We start from the raw sequence: 19,929 nt of genomic DNA, 5'->3' as shown, positions 1-19,929 counted from the left end.
TGGTAGTTGGTTACAGTATGTTCTGTACCCGATGAATTTATAGAGCGAATGGTAAAATTTAATCAACCAAATTTCGCCACAATAAGGAGTCCCCTATGTCTCAAGCTGTATTCCACCTTGGTGTTACTGAATCTGATCTCGCTGGCGCAACATTAGCGATCATTCCTGGTGACCCAGCACGCGTTCAAAAAATTGCAGAAGAAATGGAGAACCCAGTTTTCCTTGCTAGCCACCGTGAATACACACTTTACCGTGCTGAGCTTGATGGCAAGCCTGTTGTCGTATGTTCAACTGGTATTGGTGGCCCTTCTACTTCTATTGCAGTTGAAGAATTAGCGCAACTTGGCGTTCGTACCTTCCTACGCGTAGGCACGACTGGTGCAATTCAACCACACGTTAACGTGGGTGACATGATTGTCTCTACAGGTTCTGTTCGTCTTGATGGTGCAAGTTTGCACTTTGCTCCAATGGAATTTCCAGCGGTAGCAGACTTTGAAGTTGCGACAGCAATGAAAGCAGCGGTTGAAGAAAGTGGCGCTACGGTTCATATGGGCGTAACGGCATCAAGCGACACATTCTACCCAGGCCAAGAGCGTTACGATACTTTCTCTGGTCGTGTTGTTAAGCGCTTCCAAGGCTCTATGAAAGAGTGGCAAGAGATGGGCGTTCTCAACTTTGAAATGGAATCTGCAACACTTCTTACTATGTGTGCAAGTTCTGGTCTTAAAGCTGGCTGTGTAGCGGGTGTAATCATCAACCGTACTCAGAAAGAAATCCCGGATCATTCAACTCTAAAAGAGACAGAAGCTCGTTCAATCAAAGTGGTAGTTGAAGCTGCACGTAAGATGCTGTAAAGATTACAGTGACCGAATAGATAAGGCCCTGCGTTGATACTCAGGGCCTTTTTATTTATTTCGGATTATCGGTTACGCGCCGGATTTGTTTGTTTTTAACCAAGCAAGCGAGCTTGCTCGGTTGCTTCTTCATTGAGCAGAATGGTTTGTGCACGCTTGAAGAAGTTAAAGTCAGTTGCTGTGGCACTCGTGTAAGCGCCCATCATGCGGCTGACAATTAAGTCACCATTGCTCAGTTTTGGCAGCATGATGTTTTCCGCAATCACATCAATGCTATCGCATGTAGGGCCAGCAAGAATACTCGGTAGCCACTCTCCATCCTGTTTTATCGTCGTGAGAGGGTATTTAGCATCATCAAACATCAAACCACTGAATGAACCGTAGATACCATCATCTAGGTAGTACCAAATCTGTCCATCACGCTCTGCTTGTCCCATCACTGATGCAACACCCGTCATCGCTTGAGCAACAATAAAGCGCCCTGGTTCGGCAATAACCTGAACCGTTTCTGGTAGCTGGTTTAAAGCCGCATTGATCGGCTGGCAAAACAGTTCAATCGGCATTACCTGAGTGTTATAACTCACAGGGAATCCGCCACCGATGTCAAGAGTACTTAACGCAGGTAAACCATGCTCAACAACTTGCTCCATGAGGTGCTTACAGGTGTCGATTGCGTCAACGTATTTCTGTGGATTCATGGTTTGTGACCCAACGTGGAACGAGAGCCCCTTAATACGAATATTCCACTCTTGAGCTTGCGCAATTAGCTCTAGCGCTTGTTGAGGAGTACAGCCAAACTTCTTCGAAAGATCCGCGAATGCTTCTGAGTTACGAAAGCTCAGGCGCACGAGCAATTCCACTTCGTCACGGTAGGCGATGAATTTTTCTAACTCGTTAATGTTGTCGACAACAAAAACACGGCAACCATACGCCAGTGCGTCACGAATATCACGGTCACGCTTGATTGGGTGAGTATGGATAGTACGCTCTGCTGGTACACCTTGCTCTGCCACTAGGTCAACTTCACCACTGGTTGCTAAGTCAAAACTGGCTCCTTCAGCCAATAGTGTCTGTACAACAGCTGGGTGTGGCAGTGGCTTAAGCGCAAAATGCAAAGTGACATTAGGTAGTGCGTTGCTTAGGGCACGATATTGTTGGCGAACAATATCACAATCTAGCAGCAGCAGTGGTGCGCCAAATTGCTCTACCGAGGATTGAATAAGTTGAGATTCTGGTGCAGATAGAGCACCAGCAGAATAAGATTGAAAATCTAAAACAGAGTGAGCAGCAGCCATAGCCAGTCTCCAACAAGTTATAGGCATGTTTCAATGTGATGACAAAGAAACATGGAGCGTCAAAAAATGCGCAAAGCGCAGTCAAAGTCACTCTTGGATAGTTGCTCTATCGCCTTGCCACAAATCTGCTGTGATGTACTCGGATTGGCTATCATCAAGAAGCAAAGTGATAGTAAAAGCATCAATCTTTGCAATCAATAGCTGGATGAACAAAAGAAAGTGAATAATTTTTGTTGTTACGACAGGGAATGTTTGTTTTGCAAGCAACTCTTCTCCACAAATGCTCTCCAAAAAGGGTACTCCCTCCACTAATGGGCACTAATGGCGATAAGTTCGATGTGGTCCATAAGACGATATGGGATACCATTAATCTGTTTATTGGCCTTACGACAAGTCTTGAGGCGTCTGTCCTCTCAAGAAATACTCAAGAAATAGAAATGGGTAGCGTGCTTGCTACCCATTGTTGAGTGTCGTGTTGACGGCTTAGCACTTGGCGTTAACTAAATGCGATTTTAGGTAACGGCAGATAGAGACTTTCAGTCATGTCAGACAACATTTGGTCATACACTTGCGAGATAACCAAGGATATGTCAGTGGTTAGTTGGTACAGCTCGTCACTGGTCATCTCTAGTGCATCATTGGCATTGAGTTCTGTCAGTGTGTGCATTGCCTTGGAGCTCAACGGTGACGCAACAGAAAGTGGGCTAATCAATGAAAGTTGGCTCAGTTTGCGTCGAGTTTTATCGCAGTAGTATTTCACTCGCATCATACCTTCAGGGTGGTCAAGATCCTGAATTGATATTCTTAGTTGGGTGAGCGTCTCCATACTATCGAGTACCTGCTGCCAGTTCATATGATATTCGTCACTAATGTCTTCTCGGCCAGATTCAATCAGCCATGCAATCGCGATTTCATCCATTAAAAACATACAGTGGCGAATGGTTTTGCCGTGAATAATCTGATTCCGTGCCACTGTTCGGTGTTGCCACTCTTGGTGCAGAGATTTGAGCTTTAATTGCAGAATTCGATACATTGGCTTGTTTTCGAACTGGGCTGTAGCGATAAGTGTATTGGAGTGGTCCATCATCGAATCGAAAATGCCCGCCAGTGTGTTTTGTTGGCGCTCAAAATCTTGGCTAGTCAATGCTTGATGTGTGATGGCTCTATGTTGTCGGCTAAGCAGCAACAGTTGGCGCAGCAGAACTAAAATCTCGAATTTTCGTTCAAGACCGGAATGACGTTTCTTTGAATGGTGAAATAGGGTTGCAAGAATCGCCAGGGACAAGATTAGTGAAAAAAGCACAAACATAACTTACTCCTTGTTAATGTTTACCTACAAAGTGGTAGAGCAGATATGGTGCCAATTCTAATTTTCTTAAAATTCAATCACTTAAATTTTGTTGTTGAATTATTTTGAACCGATTTGGTGCATAAAGCACTGATAATGTGAGGGACATAAAAAAGCCCCACTCGATGAGTAGGGCTCTGAGTTAGACGATTTATTCAGTTTACATGACGCGCATGCCAGGCTGAGCGCCTTCGTGTGGTTCAAGGATCCACAATTCGCTGCCACCAGGGCCAGCGGCTAGGATCATACCTTCAGACATACCAAACTTCATTTTGCGAGGTTTTAGGTTTGCTACCATTACGGTTAGCTTACCTTCCAGTTCTTCAGGTTTGTAAGCCGATTTAATGCCCGAGAAAACCTGACGAGTTTCACCGCCGATATCAAGCTGGAACTTGAGTAGCTTGTCTGCTTTTGGCACTTCTTCACATGAGATAATACGTGCGATACGCATATCCACTGCAGCGAAAGCGTCAAATTCAATCTCGTCAGCGATTGGATCTTTGTCGAGTTCTGTTTGGCTAGCTTGGTTCTTTTCAGCTTCTGCTTTCTCTTTCGCTGCTACTTCAGCGGCAGCATCTTGCTTAGACGCTTCAACCATATCTTCAACTTTTTTAGGATCGATGCGGTTGAATAGTGCCTTGAACTTCGTGATTTCATGAGCGGTCAGTGGCGTCGCAATGCCATCCCAAGTCAGTTCTTCGTTCAGGAATGCTTCAGTGCGCGCAGCAAGTTCTGGCATCACTGGCTTGAGGTATGTCATCAGTACGCGGAATAGGTTAATACCGACAGAACAGATGTCTTGTAGCTCTTGGTCTTTACCTTCTTCTTTCGCCACTACCCACGGTGCTTTCTCGTCAACATACTGGTTCGCTTTATCTGCTAGTGCGGTGATTTCACGAATAGCACGACCAAACTCACGAGTTTCGTAAAGTTCTGCGATACGATCTGCCGCCGCCGCAAACTCGTTGTATAGCTCAGGTTCAGCGAAGTTTGCCGATAGCTTGCCTTCAAAACGTTTAGAAATGAAGCCAGCGTTACGAGAAGCAAGGTTCACAATCTTATTAACTACGTCAGCATTAACGCGTTGAGTGAAGTCTTCAAGGTTAAGATCCAGATCGTCGATACGGCTGTTGAGTTTCGCTGCATAGTAGTAACGCAGACATTCAGGATCTAGGTGCTCTAGGTAAGTCGCTGCCTTGATGAATGTGCCTTTCGACTTAGACATTTTTGCACCGTTAACCGTTACGTAGCCGTGTACGAATACGTTATTTGGTTTACGGAAACCACTGCCTTCTAGCATTGCTGGCCAGAATAGAGAGTGGAAATACACGATGTCTTTACCGATGAAGTGGTATAGCTCGGTCGTGCTGTCTTTTTTCCAGTACTCATCGAAGTCTAGGTCGTCACGTTTGTTACATAGATTCTTGAATGAAGCCATGTAGCCAACAGGCGCGTCTAGCCAAACATAGAAGAATTTGTCTTTCTCACCTGGGATCTCGAAGCCAAAGTAAGGCGCATCACGCGAGATATCCCATTGTTGAAGACCAGATTCGAACCACTCTTGCATCTTGTTTGCAGTTTCAGCTTGTAGCGAACCAGAGCGAGTCCACTCTTGTAGCATGCTTTCAAACTGAGGTAGGTCGAAGAAGAAGTGTTCAGAATCTTTCATTACAGGTGTTGCACCAGATACTGCTGATTTAGGATCAATCAGTTCAGTAGGGCTGTATGTCTCACCACAGTTGTCACAGTTGTCGCCGTATTGATCTTCTGATTTACACTTAGGGCAAGTACCTTTCACGAAACGGTCTGGAAGGAACATCTCTTTTTCAGGATCGAAAAGCTGAGAGATAGTACGGCTAGAGATAAAGCCATTTTTTTTCAGTTCCAGATAGATGTGAGATGCAAGCTCACGGTTCTCTTCTGAATGAGTGCTGTGGTAGTTATCAAAGCTAATATCGAAGCCAGCGAAGTCTTTTTGGTGCTCTTCACTTACTGCAGCGATCATCTCTTCTGGCGTCATACCCATCTGTTGTGCTTTTAGCATGATTGGCGTGCCGTGAGCATCGTCAGCACAGATGAAGTTTACAGTGTTGCCGCGTAGGCGTTGGTAGCGAACCCAGATGTCAGCTTGAATGTGCTCAAGCATGTGACCTAGGTGAATCGAACCGTTAGCGTACGGAAGGGCACAAGTGACCAGCAGTTTCCTTGGATCAAGAGTTCTTGGATCGTTTGCCATACTTAATATTCGCTTCTTAGGATGTATAAAAAAATAGAGAGTAATACTACCTTATCCAACCAGTGACTCCAAGGTACCAGTTACAGGAATACCCTAGTTTTTTCATGGTTCAGTCTAGGCTGACAGAGTGTTACGATTAGATGCATAAGGAGGACCTATGCGTCAATTCAGTTCAAAGCAAGATTTTTGTGATTGGTTAAACCAATTTGAGCATTCAAGCTTAGCGCCACAGTGGGCGTCAGTAGCCAAGATCGTTAGTGTCGAAGCGGCGGGCTTTAAGATAGAAATTCCTTTTGCAGCTAACGGTTTAGTTGAGGAGCTGACTGACTGGATAGCGGCTGCTCAATCGAAAGGTGAGGTGGCGTCGTTTTCGTATGACATTCTTGTTGCACCAAAAGCCCTTGAAACACACGTGGCCTCACAGGTGAAAGGGGTAAAAAATGTTATTGCTGTTACGTCAGCAAAAGGTGGAGTAGGTAAATCGACGACATCGGTAAACCTTGCACTTGCGCTGTCAAAATCTGGTGCAAAGGTCGGATTGCTTGATGCAGACATCTATGGCCCATCGGTTCCTCTTATGCTAGGGCAGACAGAGGCTCAGCCAGAAGTTAGAGATGGCAAGTGGATGCAGCCGATTGTTGCCCATGGTATTTACACACATTCAATCGGTTACTTGGTTTCAAAAGATGAAGCGGCTATTTGGCGTGGCCCTATGGCGGCGAAAGCGTTGGCTCAACTTCTCAATGAAACCGAATGGCCTGAGCTAGATTACTTAGTTATCGATATGCCGCCAGGTACGGGGGATATCCAGTTAACGCTTGCCCAGCAAGTCCCAGTCACGGGGGCGGTTATCGTCACGACACCGCAAGACCTAGCGTTGGCCGATGCGCGTAAAGGTGCAGCCATGTTTCAAAAAGTAGACGTTCCTGTGGTTGGCATTGTCGAAAACATGAGTTACCACATCTGTAGTCACTGTGGCGAAAAAGAGCACATCTTTGGTGCTGGTGGTGCAGAAAAAATGTCCAATGAGTATGGCTTAGACTTGTTAGCTCAAATCCCTCTACACATTCAAATGCGAGAAGATATCGACCGAGGCGAGCCGACAGTCGCTGCTCGACCTGAGTCTGAGCATGGAAGACAATATCTCACTTTGGCGGAAGCAGTAAGCTCGAGATTGTACTGGCAGGGCAAAGCAAAACCCGATTCAATACTGTTTACCATGGTCGAATAATCGGTAGTGTGGTCAAAAAAAGAGCGTTCATTTAGCGCTCTTTTTAATTCTTATTCCGTGTAATCGATTGCGCTGAAAACTTTTATTCCATTTACGTAAATCGGCTTAATAGCGACTGGCAACTCACCTCTTAACTCCCTATAATCAGGCGGTTTATCTAAATTTGTCCTAATACACAGAGCTCGGTTCGATGAGCACTGCTAGTATTAGCATATGACACCAATCTAATTCATCGGGTGCAAGAATAATGTCTGATAATAATCAATGCGTCATCGTCGGTATTGCTGGCGCGTCTGCTTCTGGAAAAAGTTTAATCGCTAGCACTATCTACAACGAATTACGTGCGAAAGTGGGCGATCATCAAATTGGTGTGATTACGGAAGATTGCTATTACAACGACCAAGGCCATCTGAGTATGGATGAGCGTGTAAAAACCAACTATGACCACCCAAGCGCACTCGATCATGATCTGCTGTGCCAACACCTAGAGCAGTTAGTTAAGGGACAAGCAGTAGAAGTACCTGAGTACAGCTACACTAAGCACACCCGTACAGAAAACACCACAACAATGACGCCTAAGAAAGTCATTATCCTTGAAGGTATCCTTCTTCTGACCGATCCTCGTCTACGTGACCTGATGCACGCGACGGTATTTATGGATACGCCGTTGGATATCTGTCTGCTACGTCGTGTAAAACGTGATGTAGAAGAGCGCGGCCGCACAATGGATTCAGTGCTTAAACAGTACCAAGAAACCGTTCGCCCAATGTTTATGCAGTTTATCGAGCCATCAAAGCAATATGCAGACATTATTGTACCTCGTGGCGGTAAAAACCGTATCGCGATTGATGTGCTAAAAGCTCACATTGCAAAACTTTTGAAAGCTTAATACCGAATAATCGCTTAAGACTTTATTTTTTATGAGATAAGTGGCACTTTTAGTGCCACTTTCTTTTTATGGTCGTCTGATATTCTGCCACGATCATTTATACTTGGAGCTTGCCTCTTTTTTTTGGTGTGCTCACCAAGCAAGGATACTGCTGATGAAGAAACTATTACTAATAATAGCCATCCCTGTAATTGCTATTCTTGGTGCGATTATCGCGTTGGTTACCCTCGTTAACCCCAACCAATTTAAACCACTAATTGTCGAACAAGCCAAAACTCAAACTGGGTTAGATCTGGTCATCGACGGTGATATTAGCTGGCAGTTTTTCCCATCGATTGGCTTTGAGCTAGGTCAGACTGAATTGCGTAACCCGCAAGGTTTTGAACAGCTGAATATGTTTAAAGTCGATACGGTAGGAATTGATGTCTCTGTCATGCCTTTGTTTAACAAACAGCTCGAAATTGGCAACATCACACTGGATGGTGCTGCGTTCTCATTAGAAACGCTAAAAGATGGTACGCGAAATATTGATGCTCTTACTCAGGCACAAAACGCTCAGGCAGATACCGCCACTTCAGCGCCGACAACTGATGTTGCTTCTGAACCAGCCGAGCAGAGCTCAGAAACCCCAAGTTCCGCGCCGGCTTGGAGTATCAATGTAGCGGGTGTCACAATCTCTAACGCTTCGGTTGATGTTCAGGATAAACAGGCAGGCTCGTTTACTAAACTTTACGATGTATCACTAAATCTGTCTGAATTTGCCGCAGAAAAATGGACCACAGTCGAGTTTGCTGCCAAAGGTGAAAACAATCAGCAGAAGTTCAGTGCTAAAGGTGATGCTGAATTCAAACTGGCTACAGGTTTCACGCAATACGCTCTGCGCAATATAAATCTCGAGGCAAGCATGAGTGATCCTGCCACTCGCATTGATAGTGTTAAGCTCGGCCTAGAGACGTTCGAGTTTGATAAAGCCAATGCGTTAACCTACTCAGTCATAGGTAATGCGGCTGGCCTTGATATTGATATGAAAGGTTCTGCTTCGTTAACTGTTGATCAGGCGATTACCAAAGTATTAATGAACAAATTGATACTAGATGCACAATTCAAAGGCGAGACTTTGCCACAATCGCCGATGAAAGTGGATATGGCATCAGACCTATCGTTTGACCTAGTTAAAAGTCACCTAAGCTTTGTACTAGAGAAATTAACTGCCAACGCACTGCAATTTGACGGCAAAGCGGATGTGACGCTCGTGGAGATTCCAAAAATTCGTTTTGCGTTGCACAGCCCTAATATTGATTTAGATGAGTTTTTAGGCCTTCATCAGCCAGCTGAAGAGCAGAAACAAGCTTCTTCTCCAGCACAAAAATCTGAACAGAAACCATCTGAAATATCGCCTAAGAAACCTGTTGAAGAGGTTGAACCTGATTTAACGGCATTAAAAACGTTGGATATAGAAGGTGATATTAGTATCGACAAATTCAAAGCGAGTAATGCCAAAATGCAGAATGTTAAAGCAAGCTTCTCTGTGAATCGTGGTGTTGCTGAACTGACTTCGTTTACGTCCAATTTGTATGAGGGCTCAATTAGTGCAACTGCACGTTTAGATGCACGTAAATCACCAGCCAGCTATACGGCTATAAAACGCATCAAAGGTGTTAAAGTGCTGCCTTTACTGAAGGATGTAGCTAACAATGAGACCTTAGAAGGGACGGGTAACATTGATGTTGACGTAAAAGGTACTAGCCTGACGCCAACTGGCATTAAGAAGAACTTAGTCGGCAATGTGGTGATTAACTTCGAAGATGGTGCAGTTAATGGTATTAACGTCGCTCAGTTAATTCGTGAGAACTATGCAAAGATCAAAGGCGAAAAAGTTGAGTCCGTTGATCAAGTGCAAAAAACTGACTTCAGTGCGATGAAAGCAACACTTAAGCTTAACAAGGGCAATGTGTCGACTAACGATTTGACCATGCAATCACCATTGCTGCGCATTCGTGGTACAGGCAGTGCCAATTACCTCAATGAAACGGTTGATTTTACCGTCAGTACATCGATTGTTGGCTCTTTAGAAGGGCAAGGTGGCAAGGACATTGATGAACTCAAAGACGTTACCATTCCTATCAATATATCTGGTCACTGGTCTGAGCCTAAGTTCAAGCTCGTGTTCGATGATGTGCTGAAACAGAAAGCGGAAAAAGAAATTGATCGTGGTCTGAAAAAGCTCGATGAGAAATTAGGTGACAAAATCAAAGATGAAAAAACCAAGGAAGCGGTTAACAGCTTAATTAAAGGCTTGTTTAACTAACACCTGGCATTTTGTTATATAAAAAAAGGGCTTCTAATTTATTAGAAGCCCTTTTTTACAATTGTAAGGTTATTCTGGTCAGGTTGTTGGCTTGGTGTTCTAACCTAAGTCAATTAAATTAGAATGCCACGCATATCTCATCAATGTTATCTTTATCATAAAGTTGTCCTCGCAACAGTACCCGTGATATTACAACGAAGACATGAGTACATTCATCCTCGTATCTATTGAGAGTGCCATTACTTGTCGTGAATAAACTTAAATAATAACAATCTAATAGAGCTATTTTTGCTTGTGGTCGCATTGTTTGGAATAAATCTCTGTGGGAATGAAATCCTTTTGGGATAGGTTCTAAGTGATAGTTCCTACATTGATTTCGGTATTATCCTACAGATTCGTTCGTTTATTGTTGTTATCATGTTAAGTAATTCAACCGTGTTTAATAAGGCGTACATGTGTACGAATATTTGGTGTAATAAATGAGAAGTTTCTTTCGTGGATTAGGTATAAAAAGTAAGTTAAATATTTCTTTTGTCGCTATATTAATTTCATTTTCTTCATTATATATCCTTAAGCAAGGACAAATGAACGACGAGATAGTCACTTTGTCTGAGATTTCTCACTCAGCACTCACCTCCATAAATGCAATTAATGACAACGAAATACAGCCAACCTATGAGATCTGGTTATTATTTCTTAAAGCATCAACGCGTAAGGAGCTTGAGAGTGAGTTTTTAAAGTCATTGGCTGAATGGCACCAAAACCTTGAAAAGGGCTTCATTGATGATGGTAAGGCAACCACCGCTGCTCGAAAAAACAAGTTTAATAATTACTATGAACATGTAAAAGAGCTGGTAAACTATAAGAGGAAATACTCGACGGATAGTGACGAGCTTGACTTGTACTTGCAAAAATCTGATATGTTGGCATTGGAACTGATTACATCACTTGCAGATTTTTCTGATGAGATGAATGCCAGTATTAGAAATGAATTTAAACAATCAAAGCAAGATGTAAAGGAACTTACCATTGATAGCTATATAGAAATATCTATCATATTTATTGTCGCTTTGATTTTCTCTTGGTATATTTCAAATGGTCTGTCCAAATCTATTAATAACATTGTTTTAGCTTTGCAAAAAATGGCAAGTGGAGATTTTACTGTTGTTAGTTTGTATGAAGGTAACAATGAAATAGGCCTTTTGTCGAAGTCTATTAATCAGCTATCAGAATCCGTTTCTAAAATTATCAAAACGATGAATTCGAATGGTCTTAATGTGGCTTCATCTGCGACTGAGCTATCATCGGTGATGCAACAATCAAAAGATAATGCGATACAAGAGCGAGAGCAGTTTAATCAAATTAGCGTTTCAATTACGGAGTTGTCTTGTACCGCTAAAGAGGTAAATAGCAACGCATCTCTTGCAGAGGAAGCATCGAAAAAAGCGCAGCAACATATTTCACTGGGTCGAAGCCGAGTTGATTGCTCTCAAGAAATTGGATTGAAGATCTCAGGTTCTATTCATGGCTCTGCCCAAGTGATGATGGCGCTGAAGGAACATTCGAGCAATATTGGTCAAGTAGTAGAAGTCATCAATGGTATTTCAGAACAAACGAACTTGCTGGCTCTCAATGCAGCGATAGAGGCAGCTCGAGCCGGAGAGCAAGGAAGAGGTTTTGCTGTTGTAGCAGATGAAGTGAGAAGCTTAGCGGTTAGAACACAAGAATCAACATCAGAGATTCAGAGTGTTATTGGGGCGCTTCAAGATCAAGCTGAAACGGTCTATAGACAGATTCAAGATAATTTAGAGTTGCTAAAAGAGAGTGAAGACATTTCCCAGCAAGTTTTGAATGCTTTTATGGATATCGACTCCTCTGTGCAAAAAATTTCTGAACAAAATACGCTAGTCTCGGCGGCTTCGTCAGAGCAGGTGCAGGTGACGGAATCTATTTCAGAGAACATTACGCTTCTATCTGGGCTCGTAACAGATAACAGCGAAAGCATTGAACATTGTTTTGAAGCTTCTGACGAACTTGCTCGTTTATCTGAGGATCAAAAGGAGCTATTAGGTCGTTTCATTGTCGAGTAGCTTTGTATTTCAAGCACCTAGAGTCTTACATCTAGGTGCTTGTCTAGGTTACCAGTCGACGCCTTTGAGGGCTTTTACACCTGACTCAAAAGCATGTTTGACGTTTTTCACTTCGGATACCGTATCTGCAAGCTCGATCAATGTACGATGAGCGGCGCGTCCTGTGATCACTACAGATTGCATCTTAGGACGGTTAGTCAGTGCGTCGACAACCTCATCTAAGTCTATGTAGCCGTAACTAACCATGTAGGTCAGTTCGTCAAACAGGATAACGTTGATCGACTCATCTTTAAGCATTCGTTTACACTCCTGCCAGACGATTTGCGCTGCTTCTGTATCGGCTGCTTTATTCTGTGTTTCCCATGTAAAGCCAGTAGCCATTACTTGGAACTCAACGCCGAGCTTTTCAAGAAGATTACGCTCACCATTGTCCCATGTCCCTTTAATAAACTGAGCAACGGAACATTTGAGGCCATGGCCTACTGCTCGTGCAATCGTACCAAATCCAGAAGTGGATTTTCCTTTGCCATTGCCAGTAATCACCAACAACAAGCCTTTCTCTTCCTGAGCTGCCGCGACTTTCGCATCGACCTCTTGTTTTACTTTTTGTTGCCTTGCTTTGTGACGTGCTTCTTTGTTGCTCTCAGAGACCATGGTTATTCCTTTTTTATTAAGTCACTTTGTGGATATGATAACCGATTCAAGTTGATGCAAACACCTACCAGTTTTATGGACAACTAATAGCTAGCGAGGAGGGTAGGTCGATGGCGAAGAGAATACTCGTCGTATGTATGGGAAACATATGTCGTTCACCAACTGGTGAAGCTATATTGAGAGCTAAGGCAAGCCAGCGAGGTATTGACGTTGAAGTTGATTCCGCAGGTACAATTGGTTATCACCAAGGCAATCCACCAGATGCGCGTTCCAAAGAGGCGGGAGAGAAACGCGGCTATTCATTTAAAGGCATTCGCTCAAGGAAAATTGTTAGCAGTGATTTTGAAGCTTTTGACCTCATTCTTGCTGCAGACAGAGACAATAAAGCGGATCTTATTTCCCAGTGTCCGGCCCATTTTCAGAACAAGATTCGACTATTTTTAAGCTATACCAATTCAAGCTACGATGAAATTCCAGATCCATACTATGGCGGTGATAGCGGATTTGAGTTGGTGTTGGATCTCATTGAAGAAGCGTCTGAGAAAATTCTAGATTCTCTATAAACAACTGTCGCTCACCATTTTCAATACTTGGTGGTGAGCACTCTAAGCAGCCATCACACGACCACTAAAGTAGTCATTAGAGACAATATATTCTGTGTTCCGAATCAACTCATCTTGTACTTCCGCCCAATGGGTATCGTCATGCTCAAGAGCAGGTACAACACCAGCAACTCGAATATTAAATGGCGTTAGTTCACGAGCCCAGCTTTGGGTGAAGCCAACGACCATCGAGGTGGCATTGTCAAAACCTGATAAATCCTGATATTCCGGATGTGCAATGACATTAACAATCACGCCATTTTTCTTCTCTTGTCGCATGCGTTCTGCGGTTGCTTGACCAAAACTGAACATGGTTGCTGCCATTAGGGAGAGCTTTTGGGTAAACAATGCACTGGCTTGTTGATCAAAAATGTGTGGCATGGCTTCTGCCGTCAATGCATTAATTAACACATCTGGTGAGCGTTTGACGGAGCTATCCATAAAACCGAACAGGTCTTGAATTGAGCTTAGTGAATGATCTTGAATCGTGAACTGGAATACATTGTCGGAGATCTCACTGCACAGACGATAGGTCTGTTTTAATTGTGGATTGTTTACATCACACAAAACCACGGTCGCCCCAAGCGAGGTGAAGTGATACGCAAGAGTACTCCCGATCTGAGAACCTGCTGATGTGATTAAAACGACAGCTTTTTTTATATCCATTGGCTTCCCCCCATAAGCAATGTACGCGCAAAAAGGTGTCCACATATCATGGTAGATTAACTGTGACTTAGTTGTGAATAAGGTCAAATAACCTTAGTGAGATGGAAGGTTATTTACGATTCTTTGGCACTATTCACACATTGGTGGGATCTTGCTAGTGGAGTAGCACATTTAAGACAAAAAACTGTGAAGTAGAATGATGGTGCTAAGCTTGTGCTTGAATTTGGAAAGTACGCTGAGCTTTGATTAATTGGTTATAAAGATCGATAGGCATCAAAGACTTAGGTTCTTTTTCACTGAGCAGCCTTCGCTGATGACCCGACAGGTTATGGTAGACCTCTTCTGGCAAGTCATGAGTCTCTTCTGGCAGATAGGTCAGAGCGTCAGGTTTTAAGTAATGACACAGTTTTGCACTCGGTAAACCGGAGCTATGAAAGAGAGATGCTTGCTGGGCAGAAAGTTCATAGGAGCTTTGATCTGAACGCAATTGTTGTGGGCCTTGCAACTCGAAGCGTTTGCGTAACGCTTGCTCACTGGTGTCCACTTGGTCAATTTTTTCCGTCGGCGTGTTGTCGCGAACGTCATCAGAGAACATTGACAGAATTAGCGCAAAGTCTGCACGACGACCTTCGTGTACGGCATGGTTGATCCCATTACCGAACTGAAGTTCGTTGATAATTGCTGCTTTGTCTAAAGTATGAATCTGCATAATGCCTCTCGAGTGTTGCTTTTATAGCGACTTAGCTTCGAAAAACTTTAGGAAAATCATAGTGAGAAAAGCAAAAAAGCCAGCGAAATGCTGGCTTTTAATATGACTAAATTTTAATCCTAGGGAAGATGGATTATTTTGCTAGGTTCTCTGCAACGAAGTCCCAGTTAACCAGTGCCCAGAAACCGTTCATGTAGTCTGGACGTAGGTTACGGTAATCGATGTAGTAAGCGTGTTCCCATAGGTCAACAGTTAGAAGTGGTGTTGTGCCTTCTTCTGTTAGAGGAGTCGCTGCATTAGATGTGTTTACGATCTCTAGAGAGCCGTCTGCTTTCTTAACAAGCCAAGTCCAAGAAGAACCGAAGTTGTTGATAGCAGAATCTGTGAATTTTGCTTTGAACTCTTCGAAAGAACCGAATGCAGCGTTGATTGCATCTGCAACTGCACCTGTTGGTTCACCACCTGCGTTAGGCGCTAGACAGTGCCAGTAGAAAGTGTGGTTCCAGATTTGAGCTGCGTTGTTGAAAACACCGCCAGTAGAAGTCTTAACGATTTCTTCTAGAGTTTTGCCTTCAAACTCAGTGCCTGGGATTAGGCCGTTAAGCTTTACAACGTAAGTGTTGTGGTGCTTACCGTGGTGGAAATCTAGAGTTTCTGCTGAGATGTGTGGTTCTAGTGCGTCTTTCGCGTAAGGAAGAGCTGGTAGTTCAAATGCCATTGCTCAATTCTCCATTGATGAGAAAGGGTTGCCCCTCTCGATTGCTTCCAGTGTTATTTATTAGTCATGGTCAGTGAATCACCAACCATGATCAATTTGCTGACTTGCGCTCTAGTTTAGCAAGTTTTTACTTTATTAAAAGCGCAGGGTGACATTTTCTATATGAAATTTCTTTATTAGTTAAGCTCAGCAAGTCTCAAAAGCATAACCTTGTAAATAACCATAGATAATATAGGCTTTTTATTCTGCGCTAATGGTTTAGAATGTCCAGAATATTTGCAGTAACTCCATTAAGAGGAAGCAATGGAAACTATCGATAAAATTAAACAGCAAATCGCAGAAAACTCTATCCTTCTATACATGAAGGGTTCTCCTAAACTACCTAGCTGCGGTTTCTCTTCACAAGCGGCACAAGCGCTGATGGCTTGTGGCGAGAAGTTTGCGTACGTAGACATTCTTCAAAACCCTGATATCCGTGCAGAGCTACCAGCTTACGCACAGTGGCCAACTTTCCCTCAACTATGGATTGAAGGCGAGCTTATCGGTGGTTGTGACATTATCATTGAAATGTTCCAGAAAGGTGAACTTCAGCCTCTAGTAAAAGAAGCGGCTGAGCGTGCAGCGTCTGACGAAGAATAATACTGTTTAAATTTACAGTTTTTCTTGATTTATAAGGGCCACATTCGATAATGTGGCCCTTATTGTTTTTAGCTAGTCCTACTTTATGTCACGTCTGTTTATCGCTGAAAAACCCAGCCTAGGTCGCGCGATTGCTGCGGCACTGCCGGGCCCTAAAAAAAACGAGCAAGGATTTATTCGCTGTGGTAGCGGTGATGTGGTGACTTGGTGCATCGGTCACTTGCTTGAACAGGTAGAGCCTGATGCGTATGACGAACGCTATAAAAAATGGAATCTGGCAGATCTTCCGATTGTGCCGGAACAGTGGCAATTAAGACCACGAAAGTCTGCCAGCAAACAGTTAACCGTCGTCCGAAAATTGCTTAAAGAATCGAGTCAGATAATCCACGCTGGCGACCCAGATCGAGAAGGGCAACTGCTGGTGGACGAGGTTCTCGATTATTGCAAAGTAAGCAAATCGAAGAAGGATGCGACCCAACGTCTGTTGATCAGCGACCTCAACTTACCTGCAGTGAAACGCGCTTTGAACCAAATGCGCAGTAATCGTGACTTTATTCCACTGTCAATCTCCGCATTAGCTCGCTCCCGTGCAGACTGGCTTTACGGTATGAATATGTCTCGAGCGTATACCTTGCTTGGTCAAAAGGCTGGCTATCAGGGGGTACTGTCTGTCGGTCGAGTGCAGACGCCAGTACTTGGACTGGTTGTACGTCGTGACGAAGAGATCGAGAACTTCATCCCTCGTGACTACTTCACATTGCACGCACTGATTCCCTACCAAGATGGCTCGCATCCGTTTGATATCCGAGCGCGTTGGAAGCCAAGTGAAGCGTGTAAACCGTGGCAAGATGAAGAAGGGCGGGTATTAAACCGCAAGTTGGTCGAAAATGTTGCTCAGCGAATAGCGAATCAACCAGCCAAAGTGGTTGAGTCTGAGCAGAAACAGACCAAGCAATCAGCGCCCCTGCCATATTCGCTTTCAGCACTACAAATTGACGCAGCAAAACGTTTTGGTATGAGTGCTCAGCAGGTTCTGGATACCTGTCAATCGCTGTACGAAAAACACAAGTTGATTACTTATCCCCGCTCTGACTGCCGTTACTTGCCGCTTGAGCACTATGGTCAAGCTAGTAGTGTTTGTGACGCTGTCGCTAACAATGCCAAGGAGCTTGGTGAGGCGGTAAAGGGTGCAAACCTTAGCCTTAAATCAAAAGCGTGGAATGATAAAAAAGTCGACGCTCACCATGCGATTATTCCGACGCCAAAGAAAGCCTCACACAATGCGCTTTCTGCGAACGAGATGAAGATCTATCAACAGATCGCAAGACAATATCTAATGCAGTTTTACCCAGCGGCAGTCTACGCCGAAGCGAAATTGGTGTTTGATATTGTTGGAGGAACCTTTATTGCTAAAGGTCGTCAGTTGGTGTCCGCTGGCTGGAAAGAGTTGCTGGGCAAAGTGGATGATGAAGATTCTGGGGTAGATACGGTTCCACCACTGCCTGAAGGTAGTGTACTCACTTGCCGTGAGGGTGAAATTAAAGATCGCCAAACTGAGCCGCCGAAGCACTTTACGGAAGCGACGCTGCTACAAGCCATGACGGGTATTGCCCGTTTTGTCGCAGATAAAGAGCTAAAGAAGATTCTTAAAGAAACCGATGGCTTAGGCACAGAAGCCACACGTGCAGGGATTCTTGATACGCTGTTTAAGCGCCAGTTACTGCAACGACAGGGTAAGTCGATTCTCAGTACGCCAGCGGGTCGCGGTTTGATCCACGCGTTGCCGAGTGACTCTACATTCCCAGACATGACGGCAAACTGGGAGCACCAGTTGCAAGGTATGGCTGATCGCAATCAGGCATATCTGCCGTTTATGCAGGCGCTACAGAAACGAATTGATGACCTGATGGCTCAAGTTCGTAGTGGTGACGTTCCGCAATCTCTACGTCACTTACCGCAAGTAGAGCGCCCTGCCTACAAACGCAAAAACGCTCGATATCGCAAAAAACCTGCGACGAAAACGGCGCCTAAGTCCGGTTAGCCGAGCTGACGACCACAGCGTTTAAAGAGCTGCTGCCAGTAGTCAACGTGGCGGCGTATGGCTAACCGAAAAGCTTGATGGTTTTGCGCTAACGGATAAACATAATTGTGAATATCAGGTTGAGGAGCAAACAGAGTCAAGTTTGCGGATAGGTTCTGATAATAGCGGTCGAGCTGAGCCATATAAGGTTGGACTTTGACGACATACTGCTGTTCGAAGACATTGTTTAAGTACTGGTATTTTGTAGTATTGCGGTTGGGCTGGCAGAGAACACTATGATCATATTCGGTAAGCTGCAGCGTGACCAGATTGAGCTTACTGGTCGCCATGACAAGAGAGTAGTTTAGATTGCCAACGATGTTATTTTTCTCCAGTGTTTCTTGAACGTCGATGGTTTTCTCTTCGGATTGATGGAAGGCGAGATTGAGTCTAGTTAGCGCTTCATTGACCTCAGATACCGTTTGACCAAGATTAGCCTCTAACCACTGACTTCCTTGTAACTGTTTTTGCATCGCTTCACTAGTAAAGAGCAAGTTCCACTGATGCAATGCCAACTGTGCGCGTTTGTGTGCCCCTATCTCTGCCAGCACTTGCTGTAATTCTGGATCAAGTTGCGGACTATTAATACAACGTGACAAGCCATCCAATAGTGCATTTTGATAATCGTAGTTGCGAAACTCATCAACGACTTTACCCAGTACGGAGTTTCGCTCAGCAATCAAGTTAAATAAGCCACACTGACGCAGTTGATAGCTATCGAGCAGCCCAATAGATATCGAGGGTATCTCAATATATAGGTCGCGCTTGCGAGGTAGATTGACATAGTCTTCCAATGTGCTCTCCACTTGGGGCGCATTTTGAACCCGTACCACCCGAGTAAGATAGTCATCGAAGAAAACGCTTGGGCGGTCAGATTGACAGGCGGTCAGAATCCAACAAGCCACGACTACCAACCCCAATGCCGACTTTGTCATTCTAATGCACCTTTGCTTGAGCGGTGTGAGACATATCGCTGTTTACGGTCTGCATATAGTCTGCCGGCGTTAAACCGAACTTAGATCTAAATCGTTGCGTAAAACGTTGTTCAGATTGATAGCCACACATATAAGCGAGTTGGAGGACACTCCAGTTTCTTGTTTGCATTAAATTGAGTGCGTGATTGAGCCTCACTTCGGTAAGCACATCGCGATATTGGGTGCCTTCTTTTTTGAGTCGGCGCATAAAGGTCGCTCGACTAATCGCAAAGTGACTAGCGACTTCTTCTAATGGGTGAGTGTCACTCGGAGATTGGGCAAGATAACGAGTCAGTTGCTGGCTAAACGAGGTTTGTTCGCTACTAAACAGGCAGTGAAGCGCTCCTCGCTCAGCTAACTGCTGATAAAGTGGAGCCAGCCAAAGACGCTGCGTGGCGTGACTCATTGTTTTTAAGTCGAGAGTAAAAAGAACATTTAGTGTCTGTTCAATCGCTTTATCGTTTTTGATCCAAGATTGTTGAAGCCTATTGGCATTGTCGTTGCTGAGTTGAATCAAACTTTGTGGGGCAGGGTGGTGAAAACTGAATACCCGAGATAGAAAATGTATGGTCCGCCCCGTTATTGCAACTACAATTTAGTAATAACGGAGTTGGTTTGCGCTAATGTATTCGGAGT

18 protein-coding genes are annotated in these 19,929 nt (G+C 44.1%); 8 read left to right on the top strand and 10 right to left on the bottom strand.

Going from position 1 to position 19,929, the window contains the following annotated elements; all coding sequences use genetic code 11:
* Positions 1–95: 95 nt before the first annotated feature.
* On the top strand, positions 96–854 hold the full coding sequence (udp, locus tag ACQEXR_RS12390) for a uridine phosphorylase (RefSeq protein ID WP_045953819.1): 759 nt from the start codon (positions 96–98) through the stop codon (positions 852–854).
* Between the two features lie 95 nt (positions 855–949).
* On the opposite strand, the gene ACQEXR_RS12385 is transcribed toward udp, so the two are convergent.
* The 4 genes from ACQEXR_RS12385 to metG all read right to left on the bottom strand — a co-directional run bounded on the left by ACQEXR_RS12385 (position 950) and on the right by metG (position 5,733).
* Positions 950–2,149 (bottom strand): type III PLP-dependent enzyme, encoded by a 1,200-nt coding sequence (locus ACQEXR_RS12385; RefSeq protein ID WP_426953128.1) that lies wholly within the window; start codon positions 2,147–2,149, stop codon positions 950–952.
* Positions 2,150–2,236: 87 nt separating this feature from the next.
* The gene (locus ACQEXR_RS12380; protein ID WP_331417379.1) at positions 2,237–2,440 is read right to left on the bottom strand and encodes a hypothetical protein; all 204 of its coding nucleotides are present in this window, start codon (positions 2,438–2,440) and stop codon (positions 2,237–2,239) included.
* A gap of 205 nt (positions 2,441–2,645) precedes the next feature.
* Positions 2,646–3,458: a hypothetical protein gene (locus tag ACQEXR_RS12375; protein ID WP_426953127.1), complete on the bottom strand. Its 813-nt coding sequence runs from the start codon at positions 3,456–3,458 to the stop codon at positions 2,646–2,648.
* A 199-nt stretch (positions 3,459–3,657) separates the two neighbouring features.
* Positions 3,658–5,733 carry a methionine--tRNA ligase gene (metG, locus tag ACQEXR_RS12370; RefSeq protein ID WP_138973596.1) on the bottom strand — a complete coding sequence of 692 codons (2,076 nt, stop codon included), beginning with the start codon at positions 5,731–5,733 and terminating at the stop codon, positions 3,658–3,660.
* Positions 5,734–5,890: 157 nt separating this feature from the next.
* On the opposite strand from metG, the gene apbC reads away from it, so the two are divergent.
* The 4 genes from apbC (at position 5,891) to ACQEXR_RS12350 (ending at position 12,251) form a co-directional block, all read left to right on the top strand.
* Positions 5,891–6,964 (top strand): iron-sulfur cluster carrier protein ApbC, encoded by a 1,074-nt coding sequence (apbC, locus tag ACQEXR_RS12365; protein WP_138973595.1) that lies wholly within the window; start codon positions 5,891–5,893, stop codon positions 6,962–6,964.
* Between the two features lie 247 nt (positions 6,965–7,211).
* The gene (udk, locus tag ACQEXR_RS12360) at positions 7,212–7,853 is read left to right on the top strand and encodes a uridine kinase (protein WP_331417382.1); all 642 of its coding nucleotides are present in this window, start codon (positions 7,212–7,214) and stop codon (positions 7,851–7,853) included.
* A 154-nt stretch (positions 7,854–8,007) separates the two neighbouring features.
* On the top strand, positions 8,008–10,161 hold the full coding sequence (locus ACQEXR_RS12355) for an AsmA family protein (protein ID WP_426953126.1): 2,154 nt from the start codon (positions 8,008–8,010) through the stop codon (positions 10,159–10,161).
* A gap of 479 nt (positions 10,162–10,640) precedes the next feature.
* Positions 10,641–12,251 (top strand): methyl-accepting chemotaxis protein, encoded by a 1,611-nt coding sequence (locus ACQEXR_RS12350; RefSeq protein WP_426953125.1) that lies wholly within the window; start codon positions 10,641–10,643, stop codon positions 12,249–12,251.
* A 48-nt stretch (positions 12,252–12,299) separates the two neighbouring features.
* Here ACQEXR_RS12350 and cobO read toward each other — a convergent pair whose 3' ends face one another.
* On the bottom strand, positions 12,300–12,905 hold the full coding sequence (cobO, locus tag ACQEXR_RS12345; protein WP_138973591.1) for a cob(I)yrinic acid a,c-diamide adenosyltransferase: 606 nt from the start codon (positions 12,903–12,905) through the stop codon (positions 12,300–12,302).
* 110 nt (positions 12,906–13,015) lie between these two features.
* On the opposite strand from cobO, the gene ACQEXR_RS12340 reads away from it, so the two are divergent.
* Positions 13,016–13,468 (top strand): low molecular weight protein-tyrosine-phosphatase, encoded by a 453-nt coding sequence (locus ACQEXR_RS12340; RefSeq protein ID WP_427020437.1) that lies wholly within the window; start codon positions 13,016–13,018, stop codon positions 13,466–13,468.
* Between the two features lie 42 nt (positions 13,469–13,510).
* On the opposite strand, the gene ACQEXR_RS12335 is transcribed toward ACQEXR_RS12340, so the two are convergent.
* From ACQEXR_RS12335 to sodB, 3 genes are all read right to left on the bottom strand, one after another.
* Entirely contained in the window at positions 13,511–14,173 is a 663-nt protein-coding gene (locus ACQEXR_RS12335; RefSeq protein WP_426953124.1) for an SDR family oxidoreductase, read from the bottom strand.
* Positions 14,174–14,378: 205 nt separating this feature from the next.
* Positions 14,379–14,882: a VC2046/SO_2500 family protein gene (locus ACQEXR_RS12330; protein ID WP_138973589.1), complete on the bottom strand. Its 504-nt coding sequence runs from the start codon at positions 14,880–14,882 to the stop codon at positions 14,379–14,381.
* Positions 14,883–15,015: 133 nt separating this feature from the next.
* Positions 15,016–15,600, bottom strand: coding sequence for a superoxide dismutase [Fe] (gene sodB / locus ACQEXR_RS12325; protein WP_069446954.1), 585 nt, complete (start codon positions 15,598–15,600; stop codon positions 15,016–15,018).
* Between the two features lie 303 nt (positions 15,601–15,903).
* On the opposite strand from sodB, the gene ACQEXR_RS12320 reads away from it, so the two are divergent.
* Positions 15,904–16,239: a Grx4 family monothiol glutaredoxin gene (locus ACQEXR_RS12320; RefSeq protein WP_138973587.1), complete on the top strand. Its 336-nt coding sequence runs from the start codon at positions 15,904–15,906 to the stop codon at positions 16,237–16,239.
* 85 nt (positions 16,240–16,324) lie between these two features.
* Positions 16,325–18,280 carry a DNA topoisomerase III gene (locus ACQEXR_RS12315; RefSeq protein WP_427020436.1) on the top strand — a complete coding sequence of 652 codons (1,956 nt, stop codon included), beginning with the start codon at positions 16,325–16,327 and terminating at the stop codon, positions 18,278–18,280.
* On the opposite strand, the gene ACQEXR_RS12310 is transcribed toward ACQEXR_RS12315, so the two are convergent.
* Complete coding sequence (locus ACQEXR_RS12310; RefSeq protein WP_427020435.1) at positions 18,277–19,254, bottom strand: DUF3080 domain-containing protein; 978 nt, start codon at positions 19,252–19,254, stop codon at positions 18,277–18,279. The two genes, ACQEXR_RS12315 and ACQEXR_RS12310, sit on opposite strands and share 4 nt — an antisense overlap.
* Before the next feature lies 1 nt (position 19,255).
* Positions 19,256–19,699, bottom strand: a complete 444-nt coding sequence (locus tag ACQEXR_RS12305) for a helix-turn-helix transcriptional regulator (protein WP_427020434.1) — start codon at positions 19,697–19,699, stop codon at positions 19,256–19,258.
* Positions 19,700–19,929 lie beyond the last annotated feature (230 nt).

The organism is Vibrio sp. TRT 2004 (assembly GCF_050113735.1).
Taxonomy (GTDB): Bacteria; Pseudomonadota; Gammaproteobacteria; order Enterobacterales; family Vibrionaceae; genus Vibrio.
Note: the sequence above shows the minus strand (reverse complement) of the source record. Positions and strands in the feature narration are given on the sequence as shown.